Origin of the sequence: Bacillus sp. AFS059628 (assembly GCF_002571225.1) — a bacterium.
In the GTDB taxonomy this organism is placed as follows: domain Bacteria; phylum Bacillota; class Bacilli; order Bacillales; family Bacillaceae_G; genus Bacillus_A.
Genome location: NZ_NVEC01000120.1, coordinates 1 through 8427 on the forward strand (window position 1 = coordinate 1; position 8427 = coordinate 8427).

General features: G+C 33.7%; 9 protein-coding genes. 4 read left to right on the forward strand and 5 right to left on the reverse strand.

All coding sequences use genetic code 11. The features are described from left to right. Window positions 1-26: 26 nt before the first annotated feature. Both COL05_RS29425 and COL05_RS29430 read right to left on the reverse strand, forming a co-directional pair. Window positions 27-872 (reverse strand): YitT family protein, encoded by an 846-nt coding sequence (locus COL05_RS29425; RefSeq protein WP_098671177.1) that lies wholly within the window; start codon window positions 870-872, stop codon window positions 27-29. Window positions 873-1041: 169 nt separating this feature from the next. Continuing rightward, window positions 1042-2250, reverse strand: a complete 1209-nt coding sequence (locus COL05_RS29430) for a macrolide family glycosyltransferase (protein ID WP_098671178.1) — start codon at window positions 2248-2250, stop codon at window positions 1042-1044. Between the two features lie 385 nt (window positions 2251-2635). Here COL05_RS29430 and COL05_RS29435 point away from each other — a divergent pair, with 385 nt between their 5' ends. Genes COL05_RS29435 through COL05_RS29445 form a run of 3 tightly spaced genes read left to right on the forward strand, consistent with a single transcriptional unit; the run spans window position 2636 to window position 5131 of the window. Further along, window positions 2636-3514: an aminoglycoside phosphotransferase/kinase family protein gene (locus COL05_RS29435; protein ID WP_098671179.1), complete on the forward strand. Its 879-nt coding sequence runs from the start codon at window positions 2636-2638 to the stop codon at window positions 3512-3514. Between the two features lie 23 nt (window positions 3515-3537). Then, window positions 3538-4425 carry a GNAT family N-acetyltransferase gene (locus tag COL05_RS29440; protein ID WP_098671180.1) on the forward strand — a complete coding sequence of 296 codons (888 nt, stop codon included), beginning with the start codon at window positions 3538-3540 and terminating at the stop codon, window positions 4423-4425. Continuing rightward, complete coding sequence (locus COL05_RS29445; protein ID WP_098671181.1) at window positions 4418-5131, forward strand: class I SAM-dependent methyltransferase; 714 nt, start codon at window positions 4418-4420, stop codon at window positions 5129-5131. The genes COL05_RS29440 and COL05_RS29445 overlap by 8 nt, the downstream gene beginning before the upstream one ends. A 20-nt stretch (window positions 5132-5151) precedes the next feature. On the opposite strand, the gene alr is transcribed toward COL05_RS29445, so the two are convergent. Next, window positions 5152-6327: an alanine racemase gene (alr, locus tag COL05_RS29450; protein WP_098671185.1), complete on the reverse strand. Its 1176-nt coding sequence runs from the start codon at window positions 6325-6327 to the stop codon at window positions 5152-5154. A gap of 171 nt (window positions 6328-6498) precedes the next feature. Here alr and COL05_RS29455 point away from each other — a divergent pair, with 171 nt between their 5' ends. Beyond that, window positions 6499-6960 (forward strand): DinB family protein, encoded by a 462-nt coding sequence (locus COL05_RS29455; protein ID WP_098671182.1) that lies wholly within the window; start codon window positions 6499-6501, stop codon window positions 6958-6960. A gap of 7 nt (window positions 6961-6967) precedes the next feature. Here COL05_RS29455 and COL05_RS29460 read toward each other — a convergent pair whose 3' ends face one another. After that, window positions 6968-7744, reverse strand: a complete 777-nt coding sequence (locus COL05_RS29460) for a Cof-type HAD-IIB family hydrolase (RefSeq protein WP_098671183.1) — start codon at window positions 7742-7744, stop codon at window positions 6968-6970. Between the two features lie 6 nt (window positions 7745-7750). After that, window positions 7751-8341 carry a histidine phosphatase family protein gene (locus tag COL05_RS29465; RefSeq protein WP_098671184.1) on the reverse strand — a complete coding sequence of 197 codons (591 nt, stop codon included), beginning with the start codon at window positions 8339-8341 and terminating at the stop codon, window positions 7751-7753. Window positions 8342-8427 lie beyond the last annotated feature (86 nt).

Below are 8427 nucleotides of genomic sequence, written 5' to 3' on the forward strand. Positions count from 1 at the left end.
ACTTTTGGGACAACCTCTTTCATTCACTATTTTTCTGATCTCGCTGCCCTTCCCGGACGCTTAACACCTGTTGTTTCTGTTGAATAGGAAGCTTCAATTATAGCGGTTGGATCTACAGAGAGAACGAGATCTTTCATTTTTGGATAAATGAAACGGTTTGTAATACAATAAATGATTCTCTTATGTTCCCCTAAAAAACCACCTTCTCCATGTAGATACGTAACGGATAATTGCAATTCTTTCATAAGTAAATCGCCTATTTCTTTATTCTTGCCAGAAATAATCATGACGCTCTTACCTTGATTAATACCATCTAATATGAAATCAATCATCTTCGTAACAATATAGAAAATTGCTAATGAGAACATCGCTTGTTCGATTGAAAATAAAATCGCTACAAATGTGAAAATAACTGCATTTACAGCAAGTAAAAATGTACTAATCGGCACTTTAAAATGTTTGTTCATCCAAACTGCTAACATTTCTGACCCATCTATTGCTCCGCCCATTTTCACTACAATCCCTACACCAACACCAAATAGGACTCCTCCATAAAGAACAATTAACAATTCAGAAGTTGTAATTGCTGGAAATGGTTTTAAATAGATTAATCCGAGTGTTGTAACAACGTTTGCATAGGATGTACGGATAAAGAACTTCTTTCCCATTACTTTTGCAGTAAATAATAAAATCGGGATATTAATTCCTAAGAACACTCCGTAAAGCGGCAATCCAGCAACCTTATTTGCCATAATAGCAATAGCCGTTACCCCGCCATCTACTAATCCATTAGGAGCTAAAATAAGCTCTAATGAACCTGCTACAATAATCGATCCAATCGTTAATAATATGTATTCAAATACTCTTTTCATCCATTACCCCCAAAACTTATATATTTTCTTAGTATTATTTTAACGTAATTTTACTACTAATTCAAAGATATGAGTTTATATACACAAAAGTTTCACCTTTACAGTGATTTTTTATGTAATTTATTTATAGAAACACACTTACATATTACAGTAAGTGTGCTCCAAACATTTATTTAAGTTTTGAGTATGAATTCATTTTCATTTTTAAGATTTCATCAACTGCCCTATTATACCCACCAGCATTTCGAAGTGACTCTCCAACTTTACGACTATTTTCCTTAAACGTGACATCATACATTACTTTCTCTACAGCTTCACGTAACGATTCAGAAGTTAATTCTTTACGATTAAGCCTTATTCCAGCTCCTACTTCACTCACTCGTTTCGCAACTAAAGGCTGATCTCCTGTTACCGGAATTACAACTAATGGGACACCGTAATATAGCGCTTCACTTGAACTATTCATACCACCGTGTGTCACGAATACATCAGCATACTGTAATAGTTCTAATTGCGGCACATAATTAAACAACCTAAAGTTATTTGGAATATTTTCAAATTGACTTATATTTATCTTTTTACCAACAACTAATATGACTGTCGCTTCTACATCTTTAAACGCTTCAAAACATTTTTCATATAGCTCAGGTTGTTCATTAAAAACTGTTCCCATAGAAATGAAAATCAATTTTTTATCTTTTAAATCTTCCATAGGAAAGCTGCCTACTTCTTTACGCGTAGCAATTGATGGGCCGACAAACTTATACGATTCATCGAATACATCTGAACGCGGCTGATATTCCTTTGAAGTATATACAATCGTAATATCACCAGGGTGGTTCATAATATCATACATACTATTACATTTCATTCCATACTGTTGGTTCCATTTTTCCATTCCCGCTAAACAAGATTGATACAATGGATTCATTTCATCTACTTTTCTTGATTCATGTTCATCGTTAAAAGTAATGTACTGATTAAAAGCAAACGTTGTACAAGAAGAAACGCTAGGTAATTTTAAAACATTGGCTATAATACGTCCTACTGGAAAATGATTATCATATATCAAATAATCGTACTTTTCCCCTTTTGTTTCTTCTACAATTTGAGTAACAATACGTTCTGATGCTTCCATCATATGAGACAGCATCGTCAAAGGACTCCCACCTTCATTTACTCGCTCCATAATATTAATTTGAGAGAGGAAATTCTCAAACACTCGGAATTGTGCACCTGTTGCTTCAACCTTCTTTCTATAATCTTCAATACAATACGAAACAACTGTCTCCCCTCGCCGAATTAACTCACTTACAATAGCTAAAGTCGGATTTATATGACCTTCTCCAGGGAAATTTATTACGAGTACGTTTGCCATCATATTCTCTCCTATCTAATATTATTAATAATTAATTATATTAATTAATTTAAAACTATTATAAAGGAATCTATTCTATTTCTTCACATTTTTCTCTTCATTTTATTATTGAGAAATATTTTTCATAACCTATATTATAACTCTCATAAAAGAACACTTAACTCTTCATTTACTGAAAAATAAGAGATTTACATTCGGGTATTTTTATAGATTTATTAACAGAAAATTATTTTGATAATTCACACAAAATTAGAAAAATATAATTTACACACTGATTTCTCACCATGAATGTATGTAAGTTCAATGTTATTCCTATCATTATCCACTTGGAACATATTCTGTTATATAATGAATTTATAGAATTTACAGAAAAAGGAGTGACTTCATGCTACAACAACTATTCACTTCACCTATTTTATCTGTTCAAGCTTTACACCCAGGCTATGAAGACCATGCAAGCGATGTGTTTCTCGTCCGAACAGAAGATGCTGAAGTCATCGTTCGTTCTTCTAAAATGAATGAAGAACCAAATAATGATTTTTGGTGGGGATGCAAAAATCTTTTTGGAATCGATCCAAGGAATGTCCATCATTTAGAAACAGTTCATACATTGCTACAAGAATATACGAATCTACCCATCCCAACAATATTAGAAAAACATATTTTAAATGGCCGTGAATTCGTTGTGGTCGAAAAGTTAACAGGTAATACAGTTCAATCTTTTATCGGACAACCAGATGCTGTTTTAATCAATCTCGGAAAAGGGCTTGCAGAAATACATAAATGTAATGCCGATTATATAGGAAATTCATCATGTACTTTCCAAGTTCCACTAGAAGAATTTAAGTCTCACATATTAAAAGTCAGTAATGAGCTTGTAAATATGTTTTATTCCGATAATGAAAGCATACAAAATGCATTTCCTACTTTCGAATCACAACTTTCTTCCTTACCAACACCAAAGGAATCAACGCTCGTTTTAATTGATATGGACCCTACTCAGTTTTTATCAGATGGTACAACTATTACAGGTTTAGTAGATACAGAAGCTTACGCAGTTGCTCCCCGGGAGTTTGATTTTATTGGCTTAGAATATGTGCTTACAGAAAAAGAAGCTCGTGCTTTTAAACAAGGCTACGAAACCGTTATGCCCATTCCTCATCTTGCAGAATGTAGACGTCCCTATCGATATTTGTACCGGTTATTATCTGTTCAGGGCAGTGTAGAGTTAGAAAAGTGGCTAAGTCACCCATCCTATTTTTAAATAAGAATGAGAGGGATTATGAAATGAATATTGAACAAAAACAATCTTTAACAGCGAACGAAATTCAGCAAATGAAAGATTTAGCTCATTTTTGCGGACAATACGATCAAATTGATTACTCTTCAGATTTACATGTAAACTTTTTAACTGCTCGTAATAAAGAAGAGATACATGATTTTTTACTCTATGACGATACTCAATTAATTGGTGCATTAAGTATGTATGACTTTGAAAGACCGACAAAACTGGAGTTAATAGGGTTTGTTCACCCAAACTATAGGAAACAACATATAGGCACCACTCTTTTACAAACTGCAATGAAAGAAATACGAAAAAGAGAGGTAGATGAAGTACTTCTTATTATGAATGGGGATTCTGCTTCTGGGAAAGAATTTGCAAAGCATATGAAGTTATCTTATTTATATAGTGAATATAGTATGGAGTTCCAAGCAAAAGAAGTGCAAAAACCAACAAAGAATACTATACAGCTCACTCTTGCATCTTCAGAATCACTTCTTGATCTTATTGACCTTTCCAGTCAAGCCTTTGGAGATTCAGTAGAAAATACCTCTATATGGTTACAAAAAATGATGAATTCACCTTCTCATCAAGTATATAGTGCTCTTATCGACGAAACAGTGATAGGAACCATTACAGTTTCTAAACAAGAGCAATCTACTATACTATCAGGATTCGCCGTCCATCCTTCATATCAAGGTAAAGGATACGGAAAAGATATTCTTAGTTATATGGTACATACCCTTATTACAGAAGGAGCTTCAACAATTGAATTAGACGTCGAAACGAAAAATAACCATGCTTTACAACTATATACACAATGTGGTTTTGAAATGAAAGCGAAGCATGACTACTATAATGTAATGAATTTTGAGGTGAATGCATGTGTCTAAAAAACTAATATATTCTGATTATGATATTTTCGCATCCATTTATAATAAACATTGGGGGCATTATGCTGAACACTCCTATCTACTTTTTGAAAAACTCGTTTTACAATATGCAACACCACATTCTCATATTTTAGATCTTTGCTGCGGGACTGGTCACTTTACTAAGAAATTAATTGATAATACTTTTGTAGTAACTGGTATAGATGGTTCTACCCAAATGATTGAATACGCACGTCAAAACGCGCCAGACGCAACCTTTATCGTCGATGATGCTCGTTATTTTAATATAAATGAGCAATTTCACTATGTTATCTCTACTGGCGATAGCTTAAACCATATTTTAAAATTAGAAGAATTAAAAAATGTTTTTCGTAATGTTTACTCCGTATTACATAGCGAAGGTACATTCGTATTTGATATGAATATGGAGAAAGGGTTTCTTGAAAATTGGATTGCTTCTTTTCATATTTCAGCGGAAGAATATGTTTGTACAATTGATTCTACATATGATAAAGAAAATAAAAAAGCAGAAATGAACTTTATACTATTTCAGCATGACATAGATAATAATTGGACAAGAAGTGACTTTTCTTTTGAAGAAGCTTGTTATTCCAATGAAGAAATAATATGTTCGTTGGAATCCGTTGGTTTTAAGAACATTCAAATACACGGTACAAATAGAGCGTTTTTCATTTGTCAAAAATAAAAAAACTGAATCATAACGATTCAGTTTTTTCTTAGTATATTTACAATAGCAGCCGTTTCATTATTTTCTTTATACACTCGCGGGATTCTTCTGTCTAACATACATGTAACTTCATAGTTAATTGTACCTAACATATCCGCTACTTCTTCTACCGCAATTTCTTCTTCACCTTGTTTACCGTAGAATACTACTTCGTCTCCTACTTGTACGGGCATTGCTTTTGAAACGTCTAACATGAGCTGATCCATACAAACACGGCCAATAACCGGTACTCGAACTCCATTTATTAATGCGTGTCCTTTATTAGATAACTGACGATTATAGCCATCAGCATAGCCAATTGGTACAGTTGCAATCCATTCTTCACCAGTCGTTACATACGTATTCCCATAACTTACACCGCGATTCTTCTTCGCATGTTTAATGTGAGCTACTTTTGATTTTAACGACAACGCAGGCTGTAACGAAACAACTGAATGATCTACCTCTTTTGAAGGATACATTCCATAAATTCCGATACCTACACGAACCATATTTTGAAATGTATTGCTAAGTTCCATTGAACCTGCACTATTTGAACTATGAATATATGGAATATGAATTCCTAATTCTTTTGCTGTATTGACAGCTTTCTCAAATAAACTTGTTTGCATATTCGTATATGATTTATCGATTTCATCTGCCGTAGAGTAATGTGTAAACATTCCTACTACCTCTACATACTCCATACGTTTTAATTCTTCTAAAAATGGTTTAACCTCTTCTTCCTGTAAACCAATGCGACTCATTCCTGTATCAATTTTCACCTGAATTTGCGCTTTCTTTTGAAGACGGTTTGCGATTTCATTTATACCTTGTAAATCTTCACTTCTATAAACAGTCATCATAACGTCATATTGAATTGCCTCTTCCGCAGCTGCTACTGATGTATAGCCTAAAATTAAAATCGGCACGTTAATTCCTGCTTCTCTTAACTCTATCGCTTCATCTACAAATGCAACTGCAAGCTGATTTATTCCTGCTTCAATAGCAGCTTTTGCAACTTCAACTGCCCCATGACCATAGCCATTCGCTTTTACAGCAGCCATCATTGCAATATTTTCATCATTCACACGTTTTTTAAATTCTTTTACATTATGTTTTACTGCATTTAAGTCAACTTCAACAATTGTATCTCTTCCATATTTCAAACTCATTGGTCTAACTCCTAACTCAATAATTGCATTCCATTCTATTTCACGTTTCATATGACCTTTTACAATATAATACTTTTCAATATGCTAGTCAAACTACTAGAATTTTCGGAATTTTGAGTATGATATAATACCCTCAAGAAACTATTATATACGGAGAAGAGGAGAATTACAATGGTTGTTCAATCTGCCTTACATCAACTTAAAGTTGCTGTTGATACTTCTATTCAAATGCTTAACCAATATAATGATGCCGATTTAAAAATACAACCCATTCACGCAAAGCGATCTGTATTTGAAATGTGTGCACATCTTTCTCTTATTTGCCATGCAGATCTACTTATTTTAAATGGTATTACAGAAAAACAACTACATACTTTCTATAAAGAGCAAACACCCGAAACAATTACGCAAATGCAGCAAACGATGATACAGGGCTACGATTTACTTTCTAAAACTTTTTTATCCTATTCCAATGAACAATTAGCGGAAATGAAGACTGCTTATTGGGGTATTTCTTATTCACACTTTGAATGGTTGCTGGAAATTGTTGCACACTTTTATCATCATCGTGGGCAAATTCATATTTTATTATGTGAGCATATGAAAGATCCTAACATACCTTTATTTCAATAAAGGTATGTTAGACGACACGAAACTTCTCTAAGGCAAATAAAATACCACCTTCACTCGCCTTCTTTGTAACGAAATCAGCTCTTGTTTTTAACTCTTCTCCAGCATTCCCCATCGCAATTCCTAATCCTACATACTGCAACATCTCAATATCATTTCTACCGTCACCAAAAGCAACCGCTTCTGATTTACAAGTATTTAAATGCTCCAATACTTTTTGAATTGCAGTTAGCTTCGATACTTTACTATTTTCCAATACATTTATGACATAACCATGAAAACGTTCGAATATAAGCATTGGATACTTTTCAATAAATTTTTGAGATTCCATTTCATCCGCATACAGACATAAACAATAAATCTCTTTAGACAAATCCTTGCTTTTTTCAGGGTACTCCTTTAAATGTAACGTCTCGCTAAGCGCTTGTATTACACGCTCATTATTTGAAGCTATTCCGTTCATTGCAAAACCTTCAGTAAAATAAGAAATACTGTGACCATGTAATTCTGCAAACTCTGAGATATCATGAACGATTTCACTTGAAATTACCGATTTATGTATAACGGTTTCTCCACACTTAATATGCGCACCATTTGCTGAAATAATTGTATGTATGCCCATCTCTTTAAATTGCGCGCATAAGCTATATGGTCTCCCTGTTGTAACAACTACGTGAATCCCTTTATCTATTAATCTTTGTATCGCTTCCTTTGTACTTTCGTGCATACTTCTATCAATCTCACTTAAAAGCGTTCCATCAACATCAAAAAACACTATCTTGTACATAGGTCTTTACATCTCGTCCAAATGATTCGTATCATTAATGAAATGTACCGTTTTTTGTCCGCCATTCATTTCAAGTAAGCTGATTCCCGTATCTCCCATTTTAAAATAATAATCCATTGAAATCGGCATTTTGAAAAACGCACGTAATAGACTATTTATTACACCACCATGTGCAACAATTGCAATTCGCTCATATGTATTCTCTGTTACGATTTTAGAAAAGATTCCTTCTATTCTCATTCGAAACTCAATAAATGACTCTCCGTTTTCAAATCGATCATGAAGAAACTTTGGCTCGGGATATTTCTTTGCTTCTTCAAATGAAAGACCTGCTTGCACTCCATTATTGAACTCCATTAATTCCTCTTCTAATTGAATTGGACACCCAATTCCTTCCGCTAATGTTTCACCCGTTTCACGAGCACGTTTTAATGTACTTGCCCAAATGAAATCTGGCGGAAAATCCTCTTTCACCTTCCGTACAAGCCTTTGCACTTGCTGCCTTCCCTTTTCTGTTAATTCAAAGTCAGCTCGTCCTTCATGTACGTTTAAGATATCAGCTTCTGATTCTCCGTGGCGTATTAGTAGTATTTGCATGTATATTCCCCCTTATCTCCTTAAAACCAAGACTAAATTTTAACATATTTTTTAAAAAATTCAAAATAATAAAAGCAATTTTCATT